Raw genomic sequence first — 24,008 nt, forward strand, 5'->3', positions numbered from 1 at the left:
GCATGAGCGCGACCGGCGACCCCGCGGACGCCCCCATCCGGGTGATCGTCGCCGACGACCAGGAGATCGCCCGCACCGGGCTCAGGATGATCCTGGACGCCCAGCCGGACATCGAGGTCGTCGCCGAGGCGGGCGACGGCCGCCGGGCCGTCGAGCTGGCCAGGCGGCTACGTCCTGACGTGTGCCTGTTCGACATCCGCATGCCCCGCTGCGACGGCATCGAGGCCACCCGCCTCCTGGCCGGGCCCGACGTGGCCGACCCGATGGCCGTCGTCGTCATCACCACGTTCGACCTGGACGAGTACGTCTACGCGGCGCTCCAGGCGGGCGCCCGCGGGTTCCTGCTCAAGGACGCCGGCCCCGACCTGCTCGGCCAGGCGATCCGCGCCGCCGCCAGGGGTGACGCGCTCATCGCCCCGAGCATCACCGCCCGGCTGCTGTCGGCCTTCGCCGGCGCCGCTCCCTCCGGGCCGCGCGTGCAGCCGATCGAGCCGCTCACCGACCGGGAGGAGCAGATCCTGGTGACGGTGGCGCGCGGGCGGACCAACAGCGAGATCGCCGAAGAGCTGCACATCTCGCTGAGCACGGTCAAGAGCCACGTCGCGAGCCTGATGACCAAGCTCGGGGTGCGCAACCGGGTCGAGATCGCCATGTGGGCGTACGAGACCGACCGCGTCAAGGGCTGACCGGCGACGGGAGCCGCCTGGATCCACGGCGGCGGCGGATGATCCACTCGGCCACCGCGAGGTTGATCACCCAGCTCGCCCCGAGGAGCAGCGCCCTGGTGACGTCGTCCGGCGGGCCGGCGAAGGCCAGCCACAGGCCCTGGGTCAGCGCCTGCGTGCCGGCGCCGAGGCCGATCGCGTACGCGCGGGTCATCCAGGCGCGGTGGCGGCGCACGTCGCGCCGCCGGATGGCGCGGAAGCCGAGCACGAGGGCGGCGAGCATGCCCGAGCCGAACACCAGCCGGAACCAGGCGAGCAGCCCTTCGTCCGCCGGCGGCACCTCGGAGAACAGCGTCATCCACAGCCCCGACAGCGCCGCCAGCAGCCCGGCCACCACCAGGAGCCGCCCCGCCGCGCGGTGCCGGCGGGGCCTGCGCGCCCGCAGGCCGGGGACGAACTGGAAGGCGCCGAGCACGGTATAGAGGGTGACGGCCACGATGTGCACGGTCACGGGGGCGGGAAAGGTGAGAAAGCGGGCGTTGGCCGGGGTGATCGGGGCGCCGCTCACGATCTCGTTCATGCGGACGGCGCCGGCCAGCACGGGGACGGCGCTGAGTGCGATCAACCCCGTGGGCGCGAGCCATCCGGCTCTCCGTTTCCTGTGCATGCCTCGATGGTGACCGCCGGACCCGCCCCCGCTCATCGGCCCTGAGACCCCTTCCCCATGGGCCGATCAGCCGGTCGAGAGCTCGTACTTTCGGCCGTTCCGCCGGCCCGCGACCGGCGCACACACTGAGGGCCCGCCAACGAAGGGAAGGCATCATGAAGGCGTTCGTTCTCCGCTCGTACGGCTCCCCCGACGTCCTCCGGCTCACCGACGTCGACACCCCCGTCCCCGGCCCGCACGAGGTCCTGATCCGGATCCGCGCCACCTCGGTGCAGCCCTGGGACTGGCACGGCATGCGCGGCGAGCCGTACGTCGCCCGCGTCATGCCCGGCGGCCTCGGGCTGCGGCCGAAGAAGCCCATCCTGGGTGCGGACGTGGCCGGGGTGGTGGAGGCGGTCGGCGAGCGGGTGACCGAGTACGTCCCCGGCGACGAGGTGTTCGCCCTGCCCGAGGGCGGCGGGTTCGCCGAGTACGTCAGCGTCCCTGAGCGCCAGGTGGCGCCCAAGCCGCGGAACCTGTCGTTCGAGCAGGCCGCGGCGGTGCCCCTGGCCGCCTGCACGGCCCTGCTCGCCGTGCGCGACGACGCCAAGGTCGGGCCGGGCCACCGCGTCCTGGTCAACGGGGCCTCGGGCGGCGTCGGCACGTTCGCGGTGCAGCTCGCCAAGGCGTACGGGGCGCACGTCACCGGCGTGTGCAGCACCCGCCACGTGGACCTGGTCAGGTCGATCGGGGCGGACGAGGTGATCGACTACACCAAGGAGGACTTCACCCGGATGGGGCCGCCCTACGACGCGATCCTCTACGTGGCGGGCAACCGCTCGTTCGCCGAGTGCCGGCGGGTGCTCAAGCGCAAGGGCGTCTGCGTCATGCTGGGCGCGGCGGCGGGCCGGTGGGTGCAGCCGGCCGGGCGCATGTTCACGATGGTCGCGGCGTCGATGTTCGCCTCGCAGAAGGCGATGGTGACCCAGGTGATCGGCAACGCCGAGAACCGGCGGAACCTGCGCGAGCTGACCGAGCTCATCGAGAGCGGGCAGGTCACGCCGGTCGTCGATCGCGCGTACGCGTTCGCGGACACCGTGGAGGCGGTCAGGTACCAGGAGGAGGGACATGCCTCCGGGAAGGTCGTCATCACGATATGACAGGTGCGGGCGGGGGACTTCCCGCCCGCCGGACGACCTCGGTTCGTCGGGCGGACCGTTTTCGAAATGTGTCGCTTAGGGTGGCTTTTATGGACGCAGGCAAGGCGATCTTCGAAACCGTCGGCAAGCTTCGCCAGCGGCGCACGGCCCCGCTGGTGCTGGAACTCGACCTCACAGAGGGCCTCACGGAAGGCCCGCCGGCGGACCCGGTCGCCGCGTTGCTGTCCATGCGCAAGCCCCGCCTGGCCGACGTCCTGTCGGGCCTGCGCCGGGCCAGGCAGGACCCACGCGTCAAGGCGCTCGTGGTGAAGATCGGCGGCAACCCGCTGGGCCTGGCCATGGTGCAGGAGCTGCGCCAGGCCGTGATCCACTTCCGCGCCTCGGGCAAGCTGACCGTCGCCTTCGGCGAGACGTTCGGCGAGTTCGGCGGCGGCACCGTCCCCTACTACCTGGCCAGCGCCTTCGAGCGCCTCTACCTGCAGCCCAGCGGCGACGTCGGGCTGACCGGCGTGGCCGTGGAGCAGCGCTTCGTCAAGGGCGCGCTGGGCAAGCTGGGCATCGGCTACGAGGTCGGCCAGCGGCACGAGTACAAGACCGCCGCCAACACCTTCACCCAGGACCGCATGACCGAGCCGCACCGCGAGTCCATGGGCCGCATCGTGGAGTCGATCACCGAGAGCCTCGTCGCGGGCATCGCCGACAGCCGCAGGCTCGACCCTGGCAAGGTGCGCGAGCTGATCGACCGGGGCCCGTTCACGGCCACCGAGGCGCACGAGGCCGGGCTGGTCGACGGGCTGGCCTACCGGGACGAGGTCTACGACGAGGTCAAGCGGGCCGCGGGCGACGAGGCCCATTTGCTGTACGTCGCCCGCTACGCCCGTGGCGCGGCCGTACGCAAGCTGCCCAACCCGACGGCCGACGGGGTCGCGCTCGTGCACGCCACCGGCATGATCAGGACCGGTCGCAGCGGGCGCAGCCCGCTCGGCGGGGGCGGGGCCATGGGTTCCGACACGATCAGCGCCGCGCTGCGCGCCGCCAGGCGCGACGAGCACGTCAAGGCCGTGGTGTTCCGGGTCGACAGCCCCGGCGGCTCCTACGTGGCCAGCGACACGGTCTGGCGCGAGGTCACGCTGCTGCGCGAGGTCAAACCGGTCATCGTGTCGATGGGCGACCTGGCGGCCTCCGGCGGCTACTTCATCTCGATGGCCGCCGACGTGATCATCGCCCAGCCGGGCACGCTGACCGGCTCGATCGGCGTCTACGGCGGCAAGCCCGTCCTGTCGGAGCTGCTGGAGAAGCTGGGCGTCACCTCGGAGATGGTGGCAGAGGGCGCCAACGCCGGCATGTTCTCCACCACGCGCGGCTTCTCCACCGAGCAGTGGGAACGGATCAACGCCTGGCTCGACCGCATCTACGACGACTTCACCGGCAAGGTGGCCACGAGCCGCAACCTGAGCCGCGAGCGCACCCACGAGCTGGCCAGGGGCCGGGTGTGGACAGGCGCGGACGCGCGGGCCAACGGCCTGGTGGACGAGCTGGGCGGGCTGGAGGACGCGCTGGCCCTGGCGCGCAAGCGGGCCGGGCTGGCCGACGACGCCCCCGTGCGCTCCTACCCCAGGCTCAACGTGATCGAGCGGCTGCGCGGGCCCGACTCCAGCGAGGACAAGTCGGCCGCGCTGGCCAGGATCCGGCTGGACGCCTGGGGGCCGCTGGCCCGCCTGTCGGCCGAGCTGGGCCTGCCCGCCGCCGGCGGCCCGCTGCTCCTGCCGTCCTGGTACGTCATCCGCTGACATCCGCTGAGCCCGGTGGGCGTCAGGTGGTCGAGCGGTAGCGGCCGCGTACGCGTACCAGCGGCTGAAGTGACGGATCGACGTAGGCGACGTCCAGGACGGCGGCGACGAAGACCGTGTGATCCCCGGCCGGGACCACCCTGGTGGTCTCGGCCTCGATCGCGGCCACTCCGCCCTCGATCACCAGCGCCTCCGTGTGCTCCCCCCGATGGTGCGGCGTGCCGGCCACCAGCAGCCGGGCGCTGGGCCGTCCGGCGGTGGCGAAACGGCTGGCCACGGCCGCCTGCCCCGACGACAGCAGGGAGGCGGCCCAGCGGTCCTGCCTGAGCAGGACCTCGGTGAGGTAGCCCGCGGAGGCCAGGCTGACCAGCACCAGGGGAGGCTCCAGCGAGACCGACATCAGCGCGGTCACGGTGGTGCCGATGTCGTCGCGCCCGTCGCGCGCGGTCACGACCGCCACCCCGGCGGCGAGCTGCGCCATCGCCTCGGTGAAGCTCCCGGTGAAGTTCTCGGCGGAACTCATCGGGCGGCTCCCGGCGACGGGGCGTGAGGGCCCGTGCGGGCCCTCACGCGCGCGGCGGGGGTCAGCCCAGGCCGTTGGAGGTCAGCCATTCCTTGGCCACGGTCGCGGGCTCGTCCTTGTTGACGGAGATCTTCTGCATCATCTCCAGCAGGGACTCGGTCGTCAGCTTGGCCGAGATACCGTTCAGGGTCGTCCTGATCGTGTCGTCGGCGGAGGCCTTGTGCAGCAGCGGGGTCACGTTCTGGGCGGCGAAGATGTTCTTGGTGTCCTGTAGGGGGACCAGGTTGTTCGCCGTCATCTTGGGGTCGGTGGTGAAGATGTTGCCGACCTGGATGGAGCCGTCCTTGAGGGCGTCGGCCGTGGTCGGCCCGGTGGGCTTCCACTCCTTGAACTCCAGGCCGTAGACGTCCTTGAAGCGGGCCTCCCAGCGCTTCTTGAACTCGGGCGGAGCGCCGACGATCATGTCCTTCGAGACCTTGGCCAGGTCCTCGATGGTGTTCAGCGACTGCTTGGTCTGGGTGTCCTTGGTGATCGTGAGGCTGTCCTTGTCCTCGGCGGGCGAGGAGTCGAGCACCTCCAGCTCGGCCGGCAGCTTCGACTTCAGCGCCGCGTTCACCTCGTCGGTGGTCACGGCGGTGTCCTTCTGGTCCACGAAGGCGAGCAGGTTGCCGTTGTACTCCGGCACCACGGTCAAGCCGCCGCCCTTGACCTGGTCGTAGACGACCTCGCGGCTGCCGATGCGCGGCTTCTCCTCCACCTGCACGCCCTTGGCCTCCAGCGCCTGGGCGTAGATCGAGGCCAGCAGCACGCTCTCGTCGAAGTCGAAGGAGCCGATGACGGCCTTACCTCCAGCGCCCGAAGCCGAGCCGGTGGGGGCCGCGCTCGTCGTGTCGAGCGGATTGCCCCCGGTGCTGCCGCCGCTGCCGCCACCACAGGCGGACAGCGCGAGCATCGCCGAGAGGAGCACCCCCGCGATGCCGTACTTGCGTCTCATGTTGCATTTCCCTTCTAAGCGGGAGGTAATACGGGAGATTATCGGACCTTCAGCCGCTGGCTCACCCCCGGTGAGACCGCCACCCTCTGCGCGAGCGCGAACAAGAGCTGCACCACCAGTGCGAACAGCACAATCAGTACTGAACCCCCGACGACGCTCGCGTAATCCTTGGTCGCGAAACCGTCGATGACATACCGGCCGAGACCGCCCAGACCCGTGTAGGAGGCGACGGTGGTGGTGGCCACGACCTGGATCGCCGACAGGCGGCAGCCGAGCAGGATCAGCGGCAGCGCCACCGGCACCAGCACCCGGCCGAGGACCTGGCCGCCGCGCAGCCCCATCCCGTACGCGGCGTCACGCAGCTCGGGATCGACCCCCTTGACGCCCTCATAGGTGTTGACCAGGATCGGCGGCACCGACAGCAGCACCAGCGGAATGATCACCGGCCAGATCGAGGCCGTGCCCAGCAGCAGCACGAACATCACCAGCAGCCCCAGCGTGGGCAGCGCCCTGGCCAGGTTCGCCGAGACGACCACGAGCACCTCGCCCCGGCCCGTGTGCCCGATCACCAGGCCCAGCGGCACGGCGATCAGCACGGCCAGCAGCAGCGCCAGGGCCGAGAACTCCAGGTGCTCAAGCAGCCGCGCGGGGATGCCGCCCGGGCCCGCCCAGTTGTCCCCGTTGCCGAAGAACTCGACGAGCCAGGCGAAGAAGGAGGTCAGCCAGTTCATGACGCCGTTCCCTTCCTGGCCCGCACCCAGGGCGTGAGCAGCCGCTGGGCCAGGACCAGCAGCCCGTCCGCGACCAGCGCCAGCGCCACGATGAGCACGATGCCGACGATCACCGGCGGCATGAACGGATTCTGGTAGGCCCGGGTGAACAGCCCGCCGAGCCCGCCCTGCCCGATCAGCGCCCCCACGCTGACCAGGCTGATGCTGGAGACCGCGACCACCCGCATCCCGGCCAGCACCACCGGCACCGCGATCGGCAACTCGACCTGGAGCAGCCGGCGCAGCGGCGTGAAGCCCATGGCCACGGCCGACTGGCGGACGTGGTCGGGCACCGAGTTGAGCCCGTCCACCACGGCGGGGATCAGCACCGCCATGCCGTAGAAGGTCAGCGGGATGATCACCGTGGTCTGCGAGAGCCCGGTCACCGAGATCAGCAGCATGAAGACGGGCAGCGACGGGAGCGCGTACACGATGTTCATGAAGCCCGAGGTGGGCTGGTAGAGCCAGCGCCAGCGCACGCAGGCCAGGCCCAGCGGCAGCGCCAGGACGAGCGCGAGCACGATCGGCACGAGTGACATCGTGAGGTGGTCGGTCAGCAGGTTGCTGATGCTGTCGACCCGCCCGGTGTCCCAGTTGCGCCCGATCCACTCCCAGATGGAAGGAGGGCCGTCACCCATCTGCGGCCTCCGCCAGCGCCGCGTCCAGCGCCTCCCTGGTGGCCACGCCGACGACCTTGCCGTCGCCGTTCACGGCGACGGCGCAGCCGGACGGCGACAGCAGCGCGGCGTCGAGAGCCGCGCGCATGCTGTCGCGGCCGTGCACATAGGTCCCGTACGGCTCCAGCTCGGACGGCCGCGCGCCGGACCGCCAGCCCACCGGCCGCCCGTCGCCGGTCACGACCAGCAGCCAGGGCTCGCCGGCGCCATCGTTTGAACCCTCCGTCACGGTCAGGTCGGTACGGATCCGCAGCCCCTCGGTGGAGACGAACTGCAGCCGCCTGATCCCCCGGTCGTGCCCCAGGAACTCGCGGACGAAGTCGTCGGCCGGCTCGGACAGCAGCGTCTTGGGATCGGCCAGCTGCGCCAGCTTGCCGCCCACCCGCAGCACCGCCACCCGGTCGCCGAGCTTGATCGCCTCGTCGATGTCGTGGGTGACGAAGACGATCGTCTTGTTCAGCTCGCTCTGCAGCCGCAGCAGCTCGTCCTGGAGGCTCGTGCGCACGATGGGGTCGACCGCGCTGAACGGCTCGTCCATGAGCAGCACGGGCGGGTCGGCGGCCAGGGCCCTGGCCACGCCCACGCGCTGCTGCTGGCCGCCCGAGAGCTGGAACGGGTAACGGCCGGCGAAGGCCGGGTCGAGCCCGACGCGCTCCAGCAGCTCCATGGCCCTTGCGCGAGCCTTCTTGCGGTCCCAGCCGAGCAGGTAGGGGACGGTGGCGACGTTGTCGACGATCTTCCGGTGGGGGAAGAGGCCGGCCTGCTGGATGACGTAGCCGATGCCACGCCGCAGCGTCGGCGGGTCGATGCTCTGGACCGGCTCGCCGTCGAGGAGGATCCGGCCCTCGGTGGCGTCGATCATGCGGTTGATCATCCGCAGGGACGTGGTCTTGCCGCACCCGGACGGGCCGACGAACACGGTGATCTCGCCGGTGGGCGCCTCAAGGCTGAGGTGGTCCACGGCGACCGTTCCGTCCGGATAACGTTTGGTGACAGAGTCGAATGTGATCACGCGCGAACTCTCGCTTCGGGCTTCGGTGGCAGGGCCGCAGCCCCCTGCCACGACCGCCGCATGATCTCTTGACCCCACACCCTACGGCGATATGCAGGCCTCTGTCCCCCCGGGTATTCCTTAAACGCTTCACTTGGGGCTGCCAATGACCTGGGATATTCACACTAAATCCGGATCTGGTAGTGCGCCGGACCACGAGGGTTGGCATGATTACCCTGACCATTCCTGACGCATCAGTCCACAAGACGCTGACGCGCCCCCTCACCCCCAGAGTCCGCACACTGCAAGAGGACCGGCCCCGTGTCTCAGCCGCTCACCGATCAGCGCCAGCGCGCAGAGTTGATCGCAGAGCTCTACGACCGCTACGCCGCCGGGCTGTTCGCGTACTGCGCGGACCAGCTCGGCGACCTCGGCTCTGCGTCCGACGTCCTGGTCACCGTGCTCACCAGCGTTCCGGCCACCGTGCCTCCCCGCGCCGCCATCTACGCCTTCGCCCGCCGCGAGATCCACCGGCGCAACATCACCTACTCCCCGCCCGCCGTCGATCCGCTCATCGACCCGGCCACCGCGCTCGTCGAGCGATCCCTGCGCGAGCTGCGCCCCCACCACCGCGAGGTGCTCGTCCTGTGCGCCGTGTGCGGGCTGAGCAAGTCCGAGCTGGCCTGGGTGCTGGACGTGGCCCCCGACACCGCCGAGGAACTGGCCGTGGGCGCGGGGCACCGGTTCAGGCGGGCGCTGGGAGCGGCGCTCGCCTCGGCCGGGGCACGCCTGCCCAAGCCGGTGGCCGACGTCTTCGGCGCGCTGAAGGTCGCGCCGCTCAACGACGTGCTCGGCCGGCTCCCCTGGCCGCAGCCGCCCGGCGCCGTACGCATCCACTTCGCCGGCTCGCGTACGGCGGCGCCAGGACCCATGTTCGTCAAGCCGCGCTGGCCCAGCCCGCCCGTCTGGCCGCAGCCGCTGGCCGAGGCGGACCCGGCGACCAGCACGGTGATCTTCCCCCAGGAGCTGCTGACGCCTCCCGCCTCGTCGCGGGTCTCGCCGCTCGAAGAGACCACGACCCCGATGCCCAAGCTCTACGGGCGGCGCACGCCTGGCGGCGACCTGACGCTGCGCGACCCGCTGGGCTCCACCCGGCCCTTCCGGGACGTGCTGGACTCGCCCGGCATCTTCGGGGACGCCCTGTCGGAGAACCGGCCGCCGGGAAATCGGGCGTCGGGGAACCGGCCGTCGGCACCGGGTGCCGGGACTCCTGTGCCGGAGCGGCCGTTCTTCATGGCGCCGCCGGAGGCGTCGGCGGCCGATCCGTTCGCGACCGGGGACGTGATCCTGCCCAAGGACGCGCCCGATCCGTACATGACCGGCGACGTCCTCGTGCACAGCGAGCGGCTCGCGCCTCAGCCGGCGGAGTTCCGGCAGCCGCCGGCGCCGGTGCTCCAGCGGACGTCACCGCCCGATGAGGCGGCGCCGCTGTTCCAGCCACGGCCGAAGCCGGCCACCGGGCCCGCCATCCGGCCTGCTTCCGGACCCGCCGAGTGGCCCGGCGACGTGCTCTCCGACGAGCCCCCTCTGGGGTTCGCCCGGGGGCCTGCCGCCAAGCCTGTCGCCAAGCCCGCCGATAAGCCCGCCTCCAGGTCTGCCGACGGGCCCGCCGCACGTTCTGCCGCCGGACCCGGCCTCAGGCCCGTCGCCAAGCCTGACGCCCGCCCCGCTGCCAAGCCCGCCACCAGATCTGGTGCCACGTCCGGCGGCAAACCCGGTACCAGGCCCGCGGACGAGCCCGTCTACCGGCTGCCCGGCCGGCGGGACGAGCCCAGGCGCGAGACCCCCAAGCGGCCGGATTCGCTGCTGGCCCCGCGCCCGGTGCGGGCCCGTCCCGTCCCCAAGCGGCGACCCGACAACGGCCGCCCGCCGAAGATGGTCCGCCGCAAGAAGGATCACCACCACGACTGGATCTGGGAGGCCGTCGGCTTCCTGCTCTGCGTCGCCATCGCGATGATCGTCTTCTTCTCCATGCCGATCTTCACCAGCCCCTGACCCCCTCGCGGGGGCCAGGGGCCCGGCACTGCTCACGTCAGCACGGTCATGTCAGGGCGGCCACGTCGAGCCGGCCCACCCGGGCCGGGTCGGCCAGGATGTCGATGGACCTGATCCGGCCGTCCACGACCGTGAGCACCCCGACGGTGAACGCCGTGCCGTTCCTGGCGAGCAGCACGCCCGCGGCCCCGTTCACCAGCACGGGGAACGCGTAGTCGGACATATTGCTGAACATGACGGCCTGCTCGGCCACGGTGATCGCACCGCGCAGCTCGCTCCACGGCATCGCCGCCGCCGGGCCGGAGTCGGCGCGCAGCTCCACGTCGGGATGCAGCACCGCGACGAGCGCCTCGAAGTCGCCGTCCCGCGCCGCCGCCAGGAACGCGTCCACCGCCGCCCGCTGCCGCGCCAGGTCCGGGTCGGGCCGCTCGGCGGCGGCCCCGCGCACGCGGCGGCGGGCCCGGCTGGCCAGTTGCCGGGTGGCGGCGGAGCTGCGGCCGATGACGGCGGCGATCTCGTCGAACGGCACCGCGAACATGTCGTGCAGCACGAACGCCAGCCGCTCGGTCGGCTCCAGCCGCTGCAGCACGACGAGCAGCGCGAGCCCCACCGAGTCGGCCAGCAGCGCCTCCTGCTCCGGGTCCATGCCGTCGGCCCGGCTCACCACCGGATCCGGCAGGCGCTCCGCCAGCGGCTCCTCGCGGCGGGTCTCGCGGGAGCGCAGCAGGTTGAGGCAGATGCGGGCCACGACCGTGGTGAGCCAGCCGCCCATGTTCTGGACGTCGGCGGTGTCGGCCCGGTTGAGCCTGATCCACGCCTCCTGCACGGCGTCGTCGGCCTCGCTCACCGAGCCGAGCATCCGGTACGCGACGGCCCGCAGCTGACCGCGGTGCGCCTCGAAGACGCCGGTCAGGGATTCGTTGTCGTGCATCTGTCACATTCCTCGGTCGGCCCGGTCTCATCGCTTCGACCCATGAAACCGGACCGATGTGACATCGGCTCACCCGGGGGGCGGGCTCCCGAGCTCAGTCGGAGGACAGGATCAGGCCGCTCGTCGGGACGCCGGTACCGGCCGTCACGAGGACGTTCGTGACGTTCTGCAGCTGGTTGGCGGCGGTGCCCCTGATCTGGCGGACGGCCTCGGCGATGCCGTTCATGCCGTGGATGTACGCCTCCCCGAGCTGCCCTCCGTGCGGGTTGACCGGCAGGGGACCGTCCAGCTCGATGCCGCCGTCCCTGACGAAGCCCGCCGCCTCGCCGCGCCCGCAGAAGCCGAGCTCCTCCAGCTGGGTCAGGACGAACGGGGTGAAGTGGTCGTACAGGATGGCAGTGCGGATGTCGGCGGGCGACAGCCCCGACGTCTCCCACAGGCGCCGGCCGACCACGGACATCTCCGGCAACCCGCTCATGTCATCGCGGTAGTAGCTGGTCATCATCATCTGCCCCGCGCCCGCCCCCTGCGCCGCGGCCGTGATCACGGCCGGGGACCTGCGCAGGTCGCGGGCGCGTTCGGTCGAGGTCACGACCAGGGCCACCGCCCCGTCGCTCTCCTGGCAGCAGTCGAGCAGGTGCAGCGGCTCGGCGATCCACCGCGACTCCTGGTGCTCCACCAGCGTGATGGGCCGCCCGTGGAACCAGGCCGCGGGATTGGTGGCGGCGTGCCTGCGCATGGCCACGGCGACCCGGCCGAAGTCCTCGGAGGTGGCGTCGTAGGTATGCATGTATCGGCGTGCGAACATGGCCACCCAGGCCGCGGGGGTCATCAGCCCGTACGGCACGTGCCAGCTCATCTCCAGCCCCTGCGAGGTCGGCTGGCCGGTCAGCCCGGCGTTCGGCTGGCCGAAGCGGCGGCCCGAGCGCTCGTTGAAGGCCCGGTAGCAGACCACCGTCTCCGCCATGCCGGTGGCCACGGCCATGGCCGCGTGCGCGACGGTGCCGCAGGCCGCGCCGCCGCCGTACTCGACCCGGGAGAAGAAGGTCAGGTCGCCGATGCCCGTCTCCCTGGCCACGGCGATCTCCTGGTTGGCGTCCTGGCTGTAGGTGACCAGGCCGTCCACGTCGCCGGGCGACAGGCCCGCGTCGTCCAGCGCGGCGAGCACGGCCTCCGCAGCGAGGCGCAGCTCCGTACGTCCTGACTCCTTGCTGAACTCGGTGGCGCCGATGCCCGCGATGGCGGTGCTTGCCCGCACTAGACCTCCTCGGACGTCAAGGTGACAGTTGCGGTGGCGTGGTCGCCGAGGCTCACCCGGCCGCGCACCTCGACCGTGAGCCGGTCGTCCGCGCCCGCCACGACCGTCCCGGTGAAAGTGAGCCGGTCGCCCGCGTACGCCGGGACGCCGAGCTTGACGTCGATGCTCCTGATCACGGCCCGGGGGCCGGCCCAGTCGGTGACGTAACGCTCGACCAGCCCCATGGTGGTCAGGATGTTGAGGAAGATGTCCTTCGAGCCCTGGGCGCGGGCGATCGCCGTGTCGTGGTGCACCGGCGTGAAGTCCCTGGTGGCCAGGGCGGTGGAGATGACCACGGTGGGCGTGAGCTCGATCGACAGCTCGGGCAGCGCGGCGCCGATCATGACTCCTCCGGCGCCCACACGGGCAGGACGAGCCGGTCGTCCATGGCACGGTACGTCACCTTCAGCCGCATCCCGATCTCCACTTCCCCGATGGGGCAGTCCACGACGTTGCCCACGATCCGTACGCCCTCCGGCAGCTCCACCACGCCCACCACGAACGGCGTCTCGCGTCCCGGCACGGGCGGATGGTGGTGCACGACGTAGCTGTAGAGGGTTCCCGTGCCGCTCGCGAGCGTGTGCGAGCGGTTGGCCGAGCGGCAGCGCGGGCACATCGGGCCCGGCGGGTGGCGCAGCTCGCCGCAGTCGGCGCAGCGCTGGATGCGCAGCTCCCCCTGCTTGGCGCCCTCCCAGAAGAACGCCGTGTCCTGGTTGACGGCGGGCTGGAGCGGATACGGCCGCAGCCGCTCGGGCTCAGGTTGTGTCTCCGCCTGCTTCGGCTCTCGTTCGCGGGGGCGGAACTTCAGGACGCGGAACATCATCTCGGCAACCGGCTCGTCGCCGTCGCCGTACCAGGTGACGTTCCAGGTGGCGAAGAAGCCGACGCCGAGCGCGGTGCGCTTCGGGCCGGCCAGGCCGCTGAGGCGGGTGGCCGGGGTCAGCCGCTCGCCGACGCGGGCGTAGCGGTGGTAGGTCTGCTCGCAGTTCGTCGCCACCACGCCCGTGTAACCGTTGGCGTCGAGCGCGGCCAGCAGGTCGTCCACCGGCGAACGGCCATGCCCGGCGGCCTGCATGGTCCACACCTGGGCCATCGCGGGCGGGGCGAGGCCCTGGTCGAAGTAGGCCGGGTTGGTGTCGCCCATGGCGGTCAGCCAGTGCCTGATCATGGGGATGTTCACCGGGTCGGGGGCGGGGGCACCGCGCATCTCGCCCAGCGCCACCTGCTTGCCCGCCAGCTCGTGCAGCTCCTCGTCCGTCATCGGGCCGATCACCGGGCCGGCCTTCTGGCCGCTCTTCGCGCCGGTCTGCGAGCCGGTCTGCGAGCCGGTCTGCGAGCCGGTCTGCGAGCCGGTCTGCGGGCCCGTCATCTGGGCGGCCTCGGGAGGTTCAGGCCGAGCATGGCGATCAGCTCCCGCTGCACCTCGTTCACGCCGCCGCCGAACGTCAGCACCACCGCGCCCTTCGCGCCGTGGTCCACCCGGTCGAGCAGCTCGGCGGTCTCGGGGTCGGACGGGTCGGCGTACCTGGCCAGGATGTCCCCGACGATCCGGCCGGCCTCCTGCATGCGCTCCGAGCCGTAGATCTTGGTGGCCGACGCGTCAGGCGCGCCCAGCCAGCCGAGGTCCATGTTGGCCGCCACCTGCCAGTTGAGCAGCTCGTTCGTCCGGAAGGCGCTCCACACCCTGGCCAGCGCCCTGCGTACGTCCGGCTCGGCGTCCAGCCCCGTACGGCGGGCCCAGGCGCGGAAGCGGTCGTAGGTCTGGGCCAGGTTGCCGGCCGGGCCGAGCGTCACGCGTTCGTGGTTGAGCTGGTTGACGATCAGGTCCCAGCCCCTGTTGACCTCCCCGACCACCATGTCCACCGGGACGCGGACGTCGGAGTAGTAGGTCGCGTTGGTGTGGTGGCGGCCGTCCATGGTCACGATCGGGGTCCACGAGTAGCCGGGGTCGTCCGTGGAGGCGATCATCATGGTGATGCCCTTGTGCTTCTTGGCGGCCGGATCGGTGCGGGCGGCGAGCCAGATGTACTGGGCGTAGTGGGCGCCGCTGGTGAAGATCTTCTGGCCGTTGACGACGTAGTGGTCGCCGTCCAGCACCGCCGTCGTCCGCAGCGAGGCCAGGTCGGTGCCGGCCTCCGGCTCGCTGTAGCCGATCGCGAAGTGGCACTCGCCGGCCAGGATGCGCGGCAGGAAGAACTCCTTCTGCGCCGGCGTCCCGTACTGCATGATCGTGGGGCCGACGGTCTGCACCGTGATGATCGGGTACGGCACCCCGGCGCGGGCGATCTCGTTGGCGAAGATCTGCTGCTCCAGGGGGCCGTGGCCGCCTCCGCCGTACTCCTTGGGCCAGCCCAGGCCCAGCTTGCCGTCCCGGCCGAGGCGGCGGCAGTGCTCCATGTACGCCTCGCCGAACGGGTCAGTGGCGATCTTCGCGCGGTCGTCGGCGGTGAGGCAGTTCTGGAAGTACTCGCGCAGCTCGTCGCGGAGCGCTCGCTGCTCGGGGGTCAGGTCGATGAGCATCAGACGAGCGCTCCGATCAGGTCGAGCTGGGCGTCGGCGCCGCCGAGCAGGTGGGACAGGTGCTTGGCCTGGGCGAAGTAGCGGTGCAGCGGGTAGGTCATGTCGAGCCCGAGCCCGCCGTGCAGGTGCTGGCAGGTGTGCAGGGCCGTGACGGCCTCGCTCACGTGGTACGCGGCCAGCGCCAGGTCCTGCTCGGCCGGCAGCCCCTCCCCCAGCCGCCACAGCCCCGACCACATGGCCACGTCCAGGGCCCGGCCGGCGATGTAGACGTCGGCGATCTGCATCGTGACGGCCTGGAACTCGGCCAGCGCCCGCCCGAACTGCTTGCGGGTCCTGATGTAGGACGTGGTCAGCTCCAGCGCCCCGGCCAGCACGCCGCTGGCCTGGGCCGCCACCGCGCCGGTGAGGATCAGCCGGGCATCGCGCACCGCCTCGGGCCCCGCCACCCGCTCGGCCGGGGCGCCGTCCAGCACGATCGTGCCTGCGGGCTCGCCCGTGGAGGTGAACTCGGGGGTCGTGGGCGGGGAGTCCAGCAGGAAGAGTCCCTGGTCGGCGGAGACCAGGACCGCCGATCCTGGGTACGGCACCGACACCTTCCGCCCGGTCAGCCGCCACCCGTCGCCGTCGGGAGTCGCGGTGGTCCGGGGCGAGCCAGCCAGGGGCGGGCCTTGCGAGGACGGGCCCTGCGCGGACGGGCTCTGCGCGGACGGGCCCTGCGCGGACGGGCCCTGCGGGGGTGAGCCTGGCGGAGGCGGGTCGGACAGGGCGCGGCCGGGTTCGCGCAGGGCCAGCGTGATCTGGTCGGCGCAGCGCCGCTGCTGGTCAATGCTGCCATGACGGGCCAGGGTCAACGTGCCGGCCAGCGTCGCCAGCGCGGGCACGGCGACCGCCCGCGCCCCCACCTCACGCAGCACCACACCCATCTCCACCGGCCCGAGCCCCGCGCCGCCCGCCTCCTCCGGCACGCACACGCCCATCAGCCCGGCCTGGCGGAGCCGTTCCTCGCGCCCTTCGCCGTCCCCTTCCTTGGCTCCTCCCTTGGCCCCCTCCTTAGCAAGGACCTCGATGGCCAGTTTCTTCAGATCCTGCTGGGTTTCGTCCAGGTTGAAATCCACTACGTCTCCAAGAGGTGTTGCCTGCCGTGCCGTACGAACTCCTCCTCGATCGCCTTCACGTCCGCGCCGCCCAGCGGCTGGAAGCCTCCGGGGCCGCGCCACCAGACGGGGTCGTCCGTGCGCCACGCCTCGCGGGCGAGCCGGCGCTTGACGACCTTGTGCGAGGCCGTCTGCGGCAACTCCCCGCAGACGCGGACGTACCGGGGCATCGACTTGGCGCCCAGGTCGCGGCGGGCGGCCAGGAACGCGGCGAAGGCGCCGGGGTCGAAACCCTCCTCCAGCACGAGCGCCGCCATGACCTGATCGCCGGCCGCCGCGTCGGGCACCGGGTACACCGCCGCCTCCACCACCCCGGCGAACTCCCGCAGCGCGGCCTCGATGGGGGCCACGGCCAGGTTCTCGCCGTCCACGCGCAGCCGCTCGGTGCCCCGGCCCGCGAAGAACACGTAGCCGTCGGCGTCCTGGTAGGCCAGGTCGCCGGACCAGAACGCGCCGTCCCTGATCCGCTCCGCGTCCGCCGCAGGATCGTTGTAGTAGCCGTCGAACAGCCCGAGCCCCGCCGTGTTGACCAGCTCGCCGACGGCCTCCTCCGGGTTGAGCAGGCGGCCGTCCTCGATCCGTCCCGGCGGGCAGGGACGGCCGGTGAAGGGGTCGAGGATCCGTACGCCGTCGGGCAGGCGGCCGAGGCAGCCCGGCGGCCCCGACGGGTCGGGGGTGAGCGAGATGGCGGTCTCCGTGGAGCCGAAGGCGTCGATGACCAGGCAGCCGAACCGCTGCCCGAACCTCCTGATCGCCACCGCGCTGCCCTCGTTCCCGAAGGCGATCTTGAGCGGGTTGTCCGCGTCGTCGGGGCGCTCGGGGGTCGCCAGCACGTACGAGAGCGCCTTGCCGACGTAGTGGAGGTACGTGCCGCCGTACCGCCGCAGGTCGGGCAGCAGCCCTGAGGCCGAGAAGCGCCGCCGCAGCACCAGCGAGGCCCCCGAGGCGACCGCCGGGGCGTAGGCGGCCATGAGGGCTCCCGAGTGGAACAGCGGCATCGAGCAGTAGACGACGTCCGCCGGCGTGAGCATCGCCGCCAGGCTGACCCCGGGGACGGCGAGCTTGCGCTGGGTGATGCGGACGGCGCGGGGCCGGCCCGAGGTCCCCGAGGTGAAGATCAGCATCACCAGCTCCCCCGCCTCCGGCACCCCACTGCCCGGACCCGCGGGCTCGGCGTCCTGGCCTGCGGTGCCTGAGGTCCGGGCGGCCGGCCGGGCGTCCAATGCGGTCGTTCCCGGGCCCTGGCCGACCGGCTCGGCGTCCGGGTCGGCGTCGGCGTCGGCGTCGGCGTCGGCGTCGGCGAGCGTGGTGAGGGGCAACTCGGGAACGCCCAGCTCGTGCGACAGCCGCCGCGCCACGTCGCGGTAGGGGTCGTCGGCGAGCAGCAGGGTCACGTCCGTCGCGCGGGCGTCGCGGGCCAGCTCGGCGTCCGACCGCGTGGGGTTGAGCGCGACCACCACGTGCCCGGCCAGCGCCGCGCCCCCGATGAGGACCACCATGCCGGGAACGTTCTCGCTGAGCACCCCCACGTGCGTGCCGGGCCCGTGCCCGGACAGCCGGGCGCCGGCCGCCCGGCAGGCGGCGACGTGCTCGCGCCACGACCACACCCGCTCTTCGAACACGAGCCCGGGCCTGTCGTCCCCGGCCCGCGCGAGCAGCAGGGAGGCGAGCGTGTCCGCGGTCATCGCTCCTCCAGCAAGCGCTTGGTAAGCCACCCCGCAAACTAGAACAGATTCTAAAAGCTGTCCAGCACGAGTACGTGTCGATAGGTGGGGATATATCCGTGTAACGCCGTAGACATGGGGCAATAGGGCTCGTTTGTGACCCGCGAGTAACAAGCCGCGTTATCGAGAAATCAGATAACGTGTTCTCATGCGTACCACGCACGTGCCCGTGCCGCCGCCCGCCAGCGACACCGAGGGGACCATGGAGAGCCACCCAGCACCGGGCGGGCACAGCGTCCGTACGCGCAGCCAGCACCAACGCCGCAAGCGCATCGTGCAGGCCGCCGCGGCGCTGGCGTCGAGGGGCGGCGTCGAGGCCATGCAGATGCGCACGGTCGCCGAGCGCGCGGGCGTGGCGCTTGGCACGCTCTATCGATACTTTCCCTCCAAGATGGACCTCGTCGTCGCCGTGGTGGGCGAGGAGCTCGACCTGCTGGAGAGCAGCATCGAGCGCCGCCCGCCGGGAGCGGCCACGCCGTCGAGCCGGGCGGTCGACGTGCTCATGCGGGCCACGCGGGGGCTGATGCGCGAGCCCGAGCTGGCCGACGCGCTCATCCGGTCGCTGATCATGGCCGAGGTGCAGACCCCGTTCGGCGACCGCATGACCGGGCTGCTGCTGCGTGTCTCGGCCGACGGGCTGTCGCTGGAGGAGGCCAGCGAGGAGCAGACCGACCTCGCCGGGTCGCTGGCCAGCGTGTGGGTGCAGGAGCTGCTGGAGATGTTGCGGGGGCGGCGCACGTACGACCAGATCCAGCGCCGCATCGAGACCGCCGCCGGCCGCCTGCTCGCGGACATCTGACACCCTGCGCACGGGAGCACCCACCGGCATCGGACAACCCCGCGAACGGGAGCACCCACCGACACCGGACAGCCCCGCGAACGGGAGCACCCGCCGGCATCGGCAGCCGGCCGGACCGGAAAGTCCACGCGCCGGTTTTCGCGGGCGAGGACGAAATGAAGCCTTTCTGTCGGTGCCACCGTCTATACAGGGTTGCATGACCGACAAGCCGACGAACGAGGACTTCCTCCGGCTGGCCGACCCGATGCGGCGCGAGCTGCTGGCCCACTGTTACCGCATGATGGGCTCGGTGCACGACGCGGAAGACCAGGTGCAGGAGACCTATCTGCGCGCGTGGCGGGCGTACGAGGGCTTCGAGGGGCGTTCCTCGCTGCGCACGTGGCTCTACCGCATCGCCACCACCACGTGTCTGACCGCGCTCGACAACCGCTCCCGGCGCCCGCTGCCGACGGGCCTGGGCGCGCCGAGCGCCGACGCCGTCGCTCCGCTGGCGCAGGACGGCGAGGTGCCGTGGCTGGAGCCCGCGCCCGACGCCATGACGGGCGTCGGCGCCGACGATCCGGCCGCCGTCGTGACCTCGCGCGAGAGCGTCAGGCTTGCCCTGGTCGCGGCGCTGCAGCACCTGCCGCCGCGACAGCGGGCGGTGCTGGTCCTGCGTGACGTGCTCAGGTGGAAGGCCGCCGAGGTGGCCGAGGCGGTCGGCATCTCGACCGCGGCCGTCAACAGCATCCTCCAGCGGGCCCGCGCCCAGCTCAGCGAAGCCTCGCCCAGCCTCGACGATCCGGTGGGGCCGCTCACGGCGGAGCAGCGGGCCCATCTGGAGCGCTATGTCGCCGCGTTCGAAAACTACGACGTCGACGGGCTCGTCCACCTGTTCACCGAAGACGCGATCTGGGAGATGCCGCCGTTCGTCGGGTGGTATCAGGGGCCGGAGGCGATCGCCGAGCTCACCAGGATCCACTGCCCCGCGCAGGGTCCCGGCGATCTCAAGCTGGTGCCGATCGAGGCCAACGGGCAGCCGGCCTTCGCCGTCTACCATCGCGCCGACGGCGTCTACGGCCAGTTCGCGATCATGGTGATCACGTTCAGGGGCGACCGGGTCGGGCATGTCGGCATGTTCTTCGAGGAGTCGCTGTTCGAGACGTTCGGGATGCCGGCCAAGTGGGAGGGTTCCGAAACAAAGTAGAACGCGTTACAGTCGCGCCAGGTATCGTTCTGGAGGCGGCTATGAGCACCCCTGTGATCGTCGAGGCCGTACGTTCCCCGATCGGCAAGCGGGCCGGCTGGCTCTCCGAGCTCAAACCGCAACAGGTTCTGGCCGGGACGCTCAACGGGCTCGTCCAGCGCTCGGGCATCGACCCCGCGATCGTGGACCAGGTGTTCGCCGGCTGCGTCACCCAGGCCGGCGAGCAGGGCGGTCATGTCGGCCGGCACGCGTGGCTCTACGCGGGGCTGCCGTACCAGACCGGTGTCACCACCGTCGACGCCCAGTGCGGCTCGTCGCAGCAGGCCGTGCACCTGGTGGCGGCGCTGATCCGCGCGGGCGTGATCGAGGCGGGCATCGGGTGCGGCATCGAGGTCATGAGCCGGGCGCCGCTGGGCAGCAACGTCCGGCCCGCGCGCCCCCGGCCCGACGACTGGGCCATCGACCTGCCCGACCAGTTCACCGCCGCCGAACGCATCGCCAAGCGGCGGGGGCTCACCCGGGAACGGCTCGACTGGTTCGGCGCGCGTTCCCAGCGCCTGGCCGCCAAGGCGTGGGCCGACGGGCGGTTCGAGCGCGAGATCGTCCCGATCGGCGACGTTCGCAGGGACCAGGGCCTGCGTGAGACCACCGTCGAGAGCCTCGCCGGGCTGAAGCCGGTGATCGAGGACGGCCTGCACACGGCCGGCACCTCCTCCCAGATCTCCGACGGCGCGTCGGCCGTGCTGGTCATGAGCGAGCAGGCAGCCCGCCGCCACGGCCTGCGCCCTCGCGCCCGCATCCTGGCGCAGGCCCTGGTCGGGGCCGAGCCGTACTACCACCTCGACGGCCCCGTCGACGCCACGGCCAAGGTGCTTTCCTCGGCCGGCATGACGATGGGCGACCTCGACCTGTTCGAGGTGAACGAGGCGTTCGCCGCGGTCGTACTGTCCTGGGCCGGCGTGCACGAACCCGACCTCGACCGCGTCAACGTCAACGGCGGCGCCATCGCCCTCGGCCACCCGGTGGGCGCCACGGGGGCGCGCCTGATCACGACGGCGTTGCACGAGCTGGAACGATCGGACTCGGCGACGGCGCTGGTCACGATGTGCGCGGGCGGAGCCCTGGCCACGGCCACCATCCTGGAACGAGTCGGCTGACCACGTGCCCACCCCGCCCCACCGCCCAACCCTTTCCGCGACGTCCCGCGCCCGACCGGTCCTCTTCACGACGGCCCACACCCGACCAACGGCGTACCTGACCCCTTGCCTGCCCGATCACGCCCGGCCGGCCCCATTCACGATCGTGCATGCCCGGCCGACCGCACGCCGGATCGACCGCTCAGCGCCTGCCACGTTCCATCGCCCCCAAGCCGACCACATGCGCGGCCCCTCCCACGGTCGACCATGCCCCGCCGACCGCACGCCCGACCGCTCGCCCCTTCCACGTTTCATCACGCCCGGCCTGCCATGTGCCCGGCCCCTCCTACAACCGCTCACGGCCAGGCAACCACGGGTCAGGCCGATTCACGATCACGGCCGGGCGACCACGTGCGCGCCCCCTTCCACCACCGACCACCGCCGAATGACCGCGCACCGACCCATGCCACGATCAACACCACCCAACCCCCCCACATGCCCAGCCCATTCACCTTCGACCACAGACCGACGGACTACCCACCCAGCCCATTCACCGCAGACCGGCTGACCACACGCCCGCCCCACTCACAACCGACCGCGGACCGGCTAACCACCCGCTCAGCCCATCACGACCCACTCACGGCCCAGTGACGACCGACCGCGGACCGACAGACCACCCACCCGACCCACTCACGACCGCGAACCATCCGACTTACCACCCATTTCACAATCGGGGCCGGTGGCGCGCATACTCGCCGGAGCACGTACCGACATCGGGGGATTTATGAAGACCAGGCGCAGGCCGTACGCCGAGCAGCGGCCGCAGGATCTCGGTGGCGGGGTGTGGAGCGTGCCGGTGCCGATTCCCGGCAATCCGCTCGGCTACACCCTCGTCTACGCCGTCGAGTCGCCCAAGGGCCCCATACTGATCGACGCGGGCTGGAACCACCCCGACGCCTGGGAGGCGCTCAGCGGCGGGCTCGCGGCGCTGGGGCTGGACGTGAGCGCGGTCAGCGGAGTAGTCGTCACCCATTTCCACCCCGACCACGCGGGCCTGGCCGGACAGGTCAGGCAGGTGTCCGGCGCGTGGATCGCCATGCACGAGGCCGACGCCGCACTCGTCCGGCTCATCAACGAGTACGAGGCCGGCGCGCAGGCCGAGATGCAGGCCGACATGCTCAGGCGGGCCGGCGCCGACCCCGCCGAGGCCGCGCAGGCCGTGGGCGAGCGTCCCGCGCCGCCGGCCCAGCCCGACCGCGTCCTGTGTGACGGCGACCTGGTCGACCTGCCGGGCCGCAAGCTGCGCGCCCTGCACACCCCCGGCCACACACCGGGCCACATCTGCCTGCACCTTGAGGACGCCGACCGCCTGTTCACCGGCGACCACGTCCTACCCGACATCACACCCCACGTCGGGATTTATCCGTACGATCGTGATGACATCGACCCACTGGGCGACTTCCTGGACTCGCTCGACCGCGTGGGCGATCTCGGCCCACTCGACGCCCTCCCCGCCCATGAGTGGATATTTCCCGATGTGGCCGCACGAGCCGTCCAGATCCGACACCATCACGAGGAGAAGCTCGAACGGCTGCACGCCCTCCTGGCTCAGCGGCCGCAACCGCTGACCATCTGGGAGGTCGCCTCGATGATGACGTGGAACAGGCCGTGGGAGGATCTGGCCCCTGTGCTGAAAGGCATGGCGGCCGGCGAGGCAGCCGCCCACTTGCGCACATTGGAGGCCCGGGGCCTGATTTCGCGCGTCACCGGTGTCGAACCTGTCCGCTTCCACGCTCTAGACTCCTAGACATCCGATGTCTAGGGAGAAGAGCGTGGCGGTCACCGACGCGGCCATCGACAAGATCAAGCAGATGATCCTCTCAGGGGAGCTGGCCCCCGGCGACCGGCTGCCGAAGGAGGCCGACCTCGCCGAGCGGCTCGGCCTGTCACGCAACTCGCTGCGCGAGGCGGTCCGCGCGCTGTCGCTCATCAACGTCCTGGACGTACGCCAGGGCGACGGCACGTACGTCACCAGCCTGGAGCCCCGCCTGCTGCTGGACACGATGTCGTTCGTGCTCGACCTGCACCGGGACGACACGGTGCTGCAGTTCTTCGAGGTCCGGCGCATCCTCGAACCGGCCGCCACGGCGATGGCGACGGAGCAGATGACCGAGACCGACATCGAGGAGCTGCGCGTGATCCTCGAATCCCTGCCCGCCCGGCCCACGATCGAGGAACTGGTCGCCAACGACCTGCAGTTCCACCTGCGGATCGCGCAGGGTTCGGGCAACAGCGTGCTCTGCTCGTTCATCGAGAGCCTGTCGGGCCCGACTACCCGGGCGCGCATCTGGCGGGGTCTCACGCAGGAGGGCGCGATGGAGAAGACGCGCGAGCAGCACACCGCCATCTACGACGCCATCGCCGCCCGCCAAGCCGACGTGGCCCGCTCGTGGGCGACCGTCCACGTGGCCGGCGTGGAGTCATGGCTACGCCGAGCCCTCGAACTCGACTGACTCCTGCGACAGTACGCCGTACGAGGTCGCTCAACTGGCTCCTGCGGCAGAACGCCGTAGGGGCCCATCCGATGACCGGCGGGAGGCGGTACGGGCTCACCCCACGATCGTGGCAAGAAGCGATGCGAGCTCGCTCCATGATCGTCGGAAACGCCATCGCCAGGCATCCGGTCACCAGAGCAGGACCCGTCCGTTTCGTCGAGGAAGGTCCCTGCGGGCGCGTCCGGCAAGGTGACCATCGGCTCACTGACCGCCCTCGTCGGCACTCAGCCCGCTTAGGCGGCTGATCAGATCGACAGGTACCACCCGTCCGGCCGCGCACTCGACACGGTCGCCCACTCCCGCACGGCACCCCTCCGCCGCTTCTCACCCCAATCCCCCGCAAGCGCGCCCAACGTCCCCAGCACCCTGGCATAGGTCATCGGGACGCGAGATCCACAGCCACAGCACTCACCCAAGGTCCTGAGCGCGTGCCGG

At 71.5% G+C, this 24,008-nt stretch carries 22 protein-coding genes; 9 read left to right on the forward strand and 13 right to left on the reverse strand.

The genetic code is table 11. The features are described from left to right. Positions 1-2: 2 nt before the first annotated feature. The gene (locus AB0C27_RS27025) at positions 3-686 is read left to right on the forward strand and encodes a response regulator transcription factor (RefSeq protein ID WP_357848685.1); all 684 of its coding nucleotides are present in this window, start codon (positions 3-5) and stop codon (positions 684-686) included. On the opposite strand, the gene AB0C27_RS27030 is transcribed toward AB0C27_RS27025, so the two are convergent. Then, positions 676-1,332: a DUF2306 domain-containing protein gene (locus tag AB0C27_RS27030; RefSeq protein WP_357848688.1), complete on the reverse strand. Its 657-nt coding sequence runs from the start codon at positions 1,330-1,332 to the stop codon at positions 676-678. The genes AB0C27_RS27025 and AB0C27_RS27030 overlap by 11 nt on opposite strands. A gap of 155 nt (positions 1,333-1,487) precedes the next feature. Here AB0C27_RS27030 and AB0C27_RS27035 point away from each other — a divergent pair, with 155 nt between their 5' ends. Both AB0C27_RS27035 and sppA read left to right on the forward strand, forming a co-directional pair. After that, positions 1,488-2,471 carry an NAD(P)-dependent alcohol dehydrogenase gene (locus tag AB0C27_RS27035; RefSeq protein ID WP_357848691.1) on the forward strand — a complete coding sequence of 328 codons (984 nt, stop codon included), beginning with the start codon at positions 1,488-1,490 and terminating at the stop codon, positions 2,469-2,471. 89 nt (positions 2,472-2,560) lie between these two features. After that, positions 2,561-4,261 (forward strand): signal peptide peptidase SppA, encoded by a 1,701-nt coding sequence (gene sppA, locus AB0C27_RS27040; protein WP_357848694.1) that lies wholly within the window; start codon positions 2,561-2,563, stop codon positions 4,259-4,261. 22 nt (positions 4,262-4,283) lie between these two features. On the opposite strand, the gene AB0C27_RS27045 is transcribed toward sppA, so the two are convergent. The 5 genes from AB0C27_RS27045 to AB0C27_RS27065 form a co-directional block, all read right to left on the reverse strand. Beyond that, positions 4,284-4,784, reverse strand: coding sequence for a flavin reductase family protein (locus AB0C27_RS27045; protein WP_357848697.1), 501 nt, complete (start codon positions 4,782-4,784; stop codon positions 4,284-4,286). 61 nt (positions 4,785-4,845) lie between these two features. After that, a complete protein-coding gene (locus AB0C27_RS27050) occupies positions 4,846-5,778 on the reverse strand; it encodes an ABC transporter substrate-binding protein (RefSeq protein ID WP_357848699.1) in 933 nt (310 codons plus the stop codon). Positions 5,779-5,816: 38 nt separating this feature from the next. After that, a complete protein-coding gene (locus tag AB0C27_RS27055; protein ID WP_357848702.1) occupies positions 5,817-6,509 on the reverse strand; it encodes an ABC transporter permease in 693 nt (230 codons plus the stop codon). Continuing rightward, the gene (locus tag AB0C27_RS27060; protein WP_357848705.1) at positions 6,506-7,186 is read right to left on the reverse strand and encodes an ABC transporter permease subunit; all 681 of its coding nucleotides are present in this window, start codon (positions 7,184-7,186) and stop codon (positions 6,506-6,508) included. The genes AB0C27_RS27055 and AB0C27_RS27060 overlap by 4 nt, the downstream gene beginning before the upstream one ends. Next, positions 7,179-8,237: an ATP-binding cassette domain-containing protein gene (locus AB0C27_RS27065; RefSeq protein WP_357848708.1), complete on the reverse strand. Its 1,059-nt coding sequence runs from the start codon at positions 8,235-8,237 to the stop codon at positions 7,179-7,181. The genes AB0C27_RS27060 and AB0C27_RS27065 overlap by 8 nt, the downstream gene beginning before the upstream one ends. Positions 8,238-8,537: 300 nt before the next feature. On the opposite strand from AB0C27_RS27065, the gene AB0C27_RS27070 reads away from it, so the two are divergent. Further along, positions 8,538-10,271, forward strand: a complete 1,734-nt coding sequence (locus AB0C27_RS27070) for a hypothetical protein (RefSeq protein WP_357848711.1) — start codon at positions 8,538-8,540, stop codon at positions 10,269-10,271. Positions 10,272-10,317: 46 nt separating this feature from the next. Here the strand turns inward: AB0C27_RS27070 and AB0C27_RS27075 are convergent, their stop codons facing one another. The 7 genes from AB0C27_RS27075 to AB0C27_RS27105 all read right to left on the reverse strand — a co-directional run bounded on the left by AB0C27_RS27075 (position 10,318) and on the right by AB0C27_RS27105 (position 17,858). Further along, the gene (locus AB0C27_RS27075; protein WP_357848714.1) at positions 10,318-11,202 is read right to left on the reverse strand and encodes a sigma-70 family RNA polymerase sigma factor; all 885 of its coding nucleotides are present in this window, start codon (positions 11,200-11,202) and stop codon (positions 10,318-10,320) included. Positions 11,203-11,296: 94 nt separating this feature from the next. Then, positions 11,297-12,460 (reverse strand): lipid-transfer protein, encoded by a 1,164-nt coding sequence (locus AB0C27_RS27080; protein ID WP_357848717.1) that lies wholly within the window; start codon positions 12,458-12,460, stop codon positions 11,297-11,299. Then, complete coding sequence (locus tag AB0C27_RS27085; protein ID WP_357848720.1) at positions 12,460-12,843, reverse strand: MaoC family dehydratase; 384 nt, start codon at positions 12,841-12,843, stop codon at positions 12,460-12,462. Before AB0C27_RS27085 ends, AB0C27_RS27080 begins: the two co-directional genes overlap by 1 nt. Next, positions 12,840-13,868, reverse strand: a complete 1,029-nt coding sequence (locus tag AB0C27_RS27090; RefSeq protein ID WP_357848723.1) for a bifunctional MaoC family dehydratase N-terminal/OB-fold nucleic acid binding domain-containing protein — start codon at positions 13,866-13,868, stop codon at positions 12,840-12,842. Before AB0C27_RS27090 ends, AB0C27_RS27085 begins: the two co-directional genes overlap by 4 nt. Next, complete coding sequence (locus AB0C27_RS27095) at positions 13,865-15,019, reverse strand: acyl-CoA dehydrogenase family protein (RefSeq protein ID WP_357848727.1); 1,155 nt, start codon at positions 15,017-15,019, stop codon at positions 13,865-13,867. Before AB0C27_RS27095 ends, AB0C27_RS27090 begins: the two co-directional genes overlap by 4 nt. Then, entirely contained in the window at positions 15,019-16,134 is a 1,116-nt protein-coding gene (locus tag AB0C27_RS27100) for an acyl-CoA dehydrogenase family protein (RefSeq protein WP_357848730.1), read from the reverse strand. Before AB0C27_RS27100 ends, AB0C27_RS27095 begins: the two co-directional genes overlap by 1 nt. Further along, a complete protein-coding gene (locus AB0C27_RS27105) occupies positions 16,134-17,858 on the reverse strand; it encodes an AMP-binding protein (protein ID WP_357848733.1) in 1,725 nt (574 codons plus the stop codon). Before AB0C27_RS27105 ends, AB0C27_RS27100 begins: the two co-directional genes overlap by 1 nt. A 241-nt stretch (positions 17,859-18,099) precedes the next feature. On the opposite strand from AB0C27_RS27105, the gene AB0C27_RS27110 reads away from it, so the two are divergent. The 5 genes from AB0C27_RS27110 (at position 18,100) to AB0C27_RS27130 (ending at position 23,531) form a co-directional block, all read left to right on the forward strand. Further along, positions 18,100-18,696 (forward strand): TetR family transcriptional regulator, encoded by a 597-nt coding sequence (locus AB0C27_RS27110; RefSeq protein ID WP_346111739.1) that lies wholly within the window; start codon positions 18,100-18,102, stop codon positions 18,694-18,696. Between the two features lie 196 nt (positions 18,697-18,892). Next, positions 18,893-19,882, forward strand: coding sequence for a sigma-70 family RNA polymerase sigma factor (locus AB0C27_RS27115; protein WP_357848736.1), 990 nt, complete (start codon positions 18,893-18,895; stop codon positions 19,880-19,882). A gap of 41 nt (positions 19,883-19,923) precedes the next feature. Continuing rightward, positions 19,924-21,039 carry a steroid 3-ketoacyl-CoA thiolase gene (locus tag AB0C27_RS27120; RefSeq protein ID WP_357848739.1) on the forward strand — a complete coding sequence of 372 codons (1,116 nt, stop codon included), beginning with the start codon at positions 19,924-19,926 and terminating at the stop codon, positions 21,037-21,039. Between the two features lie 763 nt (positions 21,040-21,802). Then, positions 21,803-22,825, forward strand: a complete 1,023-nt coding sequence (locus AB0C27_RS27125; RefSeq protein ID WP_357848902.1) for an MBL fold metallo-hydrolase — start codon at positions 21,803-21,805, stop codon at positions 22,823-22,825. A 7-nt stretch (positions 22,826-22,832) separates the two neighbouring features. Continuing rightward, positions 22,833-23,531 (forward strand): FadR/GntR family transcriptional regulator, encoded by a 699-nt coding sequence (locus tag AB0C27_RS27130; RefSeq protein ID WP_357848742.1) that lies wholly within the window; start codon positions 22,833-22,835, stop codon positions 23,529-23,531. Positions 23,532-24,008: the final 477 nt, after the last annotated feature.

It is taken from the genome of Nonomuraea sp. NPDC048882, from assembly GCF_040649755.1.
In the GTDB taxonomy this organism is placed as follows: domain Bacteria; phylum Actinomycetota; class Actinomycetes; order Streptosporangiales; family Streptosporangiaceae; genus Nonomuraea; species Nonomuraea maheshkhaliensis.

Excerpts from the sequence above, each read along its gene's own strand:
- AB0C27_RS27060 (WP_357848705.1), bottom strand. The coding sequence starts at position 7,186 with ATGGGTGACGGCCCTCCTTCCATCTGGGAGTGGATCGGGCGCAACTGG.
- AB0C27_RS27055 (WP_357848702.1), bottom strand. The coding sequence starts at position 6,509 with ATGAACTGGCTGACCTCCTTCTTCGCCTGGCTCGTCGAGTTCTTCGGC.
- AB0C27_RS27035 (WP_357848691.1), top strand. The coding sequence starts at position 1,488 with ATGAAGGCGTTCGTTCTCCGCTCGTACGGCTCCCCCGACGTCCTCCGG.
- AB0C27_RS27025 (WP_357848685.1), top strand. The coding sequence starts at position 3 with ATGAGCGCGACCGGCGACCCCGCGGACGCCCCCATCCGGGTGATCGTC.
- AB0C27_RS27125 (WP_357848902.1), top strand. The coding sequence starts at position 21,803 with ATGAAGACCAGGCGCAGGCCGTACGCCGAGCAGCGGCCGCAGGATCTC.
- AB0C27_RS27075 (WP_357848714.1), bottom strand. The coding sequence starts at position 11,202 with ATGCACGACAACGAATCCCTGACCGGCGTCTTCGAGGCGCACCGCGGT.
- sppA (WP_357848694.1), top strand. The coding sequence starts at position 2,561 with ATGGACGCAGGCAAGGCGATCTTCGAAACCGTCGGCAAGCTTCGCCAG.
- AB0C27_RS27090 (WP_357848723.1), bottom strand. The coding sequence starts at position 13,868 with ATGACGGGCCCGCAGACCGGCTCGCAGACCGGCTCGCAGACCGGCTCG.
- AB0C27_RS27085 (WP_357848720.1), bottom strand. The coding sequence starts at position 12,843 with ATGATCGGCGCCGCGCTGCCCGAGCTGTCGATCGAGCTCACGCCCACC.
- AB0C27_RS27120 (WP_357848739.1), top strand. The coding sequence starts at position 19,924 with ATGAGCACCCCTGTGATCGTCGAGGCCGTACGTTCCCCGATCGGCAAG.
- AB0C27_RS27115 (WP_357848736.1), top strand. The coding sequence starts at position 18,893 with ATGACCGACAAGCCGACGAACGAGGACTTCCTCCGGCTGGCCGACCCG.
- AB0C27_RS27030 (WP_357848688.1), bottom strand. The coding sequence starts at position 1,332 with ATGCACAGGAAACGGAGAGCCGGATGGCTCGCGCCCACGGGGTTGATC.
- AB0C27_RS27050 (WP_357848699.1), bottom strand. The coding sequence starts at position 5,778 with ATGAGACGCAAGTACGGCATCGCGGGGGTGCTCCTCTCGGCGATGCTC.
- AB0C27_RS27045 (WP_357848697.1), bottom strand. The coding sequence starts at position 4,784 with ATGAGTTCCGCCGAGAACTTCACCGGGAGCTTCACCGAGGCGATGGCG.
- AB0C27_RS27105 (WP_357848733.1), bottom strand. The coding sequence starts at position 17,858 with ATGACCGCGGACACGCTCGCCTCCCTGCTGCTCGCGCGGGCCGGGGAC.
- AB0C27_RS27130 (WP_357848742.1), top strand. The coding sequence starts at position 22,833 with ATGTCTAGGGAGAAGAGCGTGGCGGTCACCGACGCGGCCATCGACAAG.
- AB0C27_RS27110 (WP_346111739.1), top strand. The coding sequence starts at position 18,100 with ATGGAGAGCCACCCAGCACCGGGCGGGCACAGCGTCCGTACGCGCAGC.
- AB0C27_RS27095 (WP_357848727.1), bottom strand. The coding sequence starts at position 15,019 with ATGCTCATCGACCTGACCCCCGAGCAGCGAGCGCTCCGCGACGAGCTG.